Origin of the sequence: Sphaerisporangium flaviroseum (assembly GCF_039537005.1) — a bacterium.
Taxonomy (GTDB): domain Bacteria; phylum Actinomycetota; class Actinomycetes; order Streptosporangiales; family Streptosporangiaceae; genus Sphaerisporangium; species Sphaerisporangium flaviroseum.
In genome coordinates, this window is the sequence record NZ_BAAAZR010000047.1 from 1 (window position 1) to 2,102 (window position 2,102).

Below are 2,102 nucleotides of genomic sequence, written 5' to 3' on the forward strand. Positions count from 1 at the left end.
GGCCGCGTCGACCACATGGTCAAAGTCCGCGGCTACCGCGTCGAACTCGGCGAAGTCGAAGCCGCGCTACGCGCCCACCCCCTGGTACGCGAATGCGTCGTCGCGGCTCATGACGACGAGTGGGGGCACACCGATCTCGTGGCGCACGTGGTGCCCGATGGCGAGGGGGTGCCGGCCGATGTTCTGCGCCGGTGGACGCAGGAGCGGCTGCCGACGTTCATGGTGCCGCGGTGGTTCGTCTTCTTGGACTCGCTGCCACTGACGTCGCGGGGAAAGGTGGATCGGCGGGCCCTGCCGGCCCCGCCGGCCGAACGTCCCGAACTCGTGCAGGAGTTCGTCGCTCCCCTGGCCGGGCTGGAGGAGTCCCTGGCGCGGATCTGGGGGCGGGTTCTGGGAGTGGACCGGGTCGGCCGCCACGACGACTTCTTCGACCTGGGCGGCGACTCCATCCGCAGCATCCAGGTGCTCGGCAAGGCACGCGAGATGGGGCTCAGGTTCGCCCTCCAGGATCTGTTCCACAATCCGACGCTCGCCGGACTGGTCAGGGTGGTACGGCACGCGACCGACGCGGGCCGCGAACCGGCCCGCGAGCCGTTCTCGCTGGTGTCCGCCGAGGACCGGGAACGGCTGCCCGAGGGTCTGGTGGACGCCTACCCGATGGCCGAGCTCCAGGTCGGCATGGTCTACGAAATGGAGCTCGACCCCGACCGCCGTCCCTACCACAACGTGCACAGCCTCCGGATCACCGGACCCTTCGACGAGACCCGATTCCAGGACGCCGTGACCCGCGTCGTGGACCGGCACCCGATCCTGCGCACCTCCTTCGACCTGAGCGGCTACACCCAGCCCATGCAACTGGTGCACCCCACCGCCGAGATCCCGCTCACGGTCATGGACCTGCGCGGCGCCGACGCCCACGAGCGACAGGCGGCGCTGGCGGAGTTCGTACGCGAACAGCGGCGGGAGGTCTTCGATGTCTCCGTCGCGCCGCTGTGCCGGATGGCCGTCCATGTCCTGGACGACGAGACTTCCCAGTGGACGGTGACCGAGCACCACGCCATCCTCGACGGCTGGAGCCTTGCCTCCACGCTTACCGAGATCAACGACCTGTACCAGCGGCTCCTCGCCGGTGAGGTTCCAGCACCGCGACCGTTGCGATCGACGTATCGGGACTTCATCGCGGCCGAGCGAGCGGCGCTTGCATCCGCGGACAGCCACGATTTCTGGCTGGAGCGCGTGGCGGAGCCGCCGGACCGCCGCCTGCCTCGGTGGCCGTCCGACCGTCCGGCTCGCCTGGCGGGCCGCACCGTGCCGGGTGAGTGGCGCGAGCACAACGAGGCCGAGGGGTACGGCTCGGTTCGCACACCGCTGCCCGAGGAGCTCTGCGAGCGGCTGCGGGGCCTGGCCAAGGGCTGGGGAGTGCCGTTCAAGGCGGTCGTGCTCGCGGCGCACCTGCGGGTGATCAGCCTGGTCACCGGTAGTTCCGATGTGCTGGTGGGGCTGACCGCCAACGGCCGTCTTGAGGAGGCCGACGCCACCGACGTGCGTGGGCTGTTCCTCAACACCGTGCCGTTCCGCCTTCGCCTCCCCGAGGGGAACTGGCGGGACCTGGCGCGGGCGGTGTTCGAGGCCGAGCGTGAACTGCTGCCGCATCGGCGGTATCCGTTGTCGGCGTTGCAGCGCGAACTCGGTGGCGGCGCGCTGTTCGAGGTCAACTTCGACTACAACGACTTCCACCAGTTCGGAAGGTCGTCCGAAGGCGGCGCGCTCGGCCCTGCCGATCCAGGCATGGACGTGCCCGGCGTCGCGCGGACCAACTTCCCGCTGGGAGTGACGGTCAGCCGCGAACCCGGCGTGAGAGGGCTGCGCCTCGGCCTGGAGTACGACGCGCGAGAACTGGCCGAAGAACAGGCCGTCCTGCTGCACGACTACCACCTGCTCGCCCTGGAAGCGATGGTGGCCGATCCGGACGCGGCCTACCTGGACGTGTCGCTGCTCGGCGAGGCGCAGCACGCGCTGCTCGCCTTGTGGAACGACACGGCGGCGCAGGTGCCGCCGGTGCCGGTGCACCAGATGGTGCAGGCGCGGGCCACGGCACGTCC

At 70.2% G+C, this 2,102-nt stretch carries 1 protein-coding gene; it reads left to right on the top strand.

The features are described 5' to 3' along the window. Positions 1-2,102, top strand: a 2,102-nt coding sequence (locus ABD810_RS36335) for a condensation domain-containing protein (RefSeq protein ID WP_344951776.1), incomplete at both ends; no start/stop codon positions are given.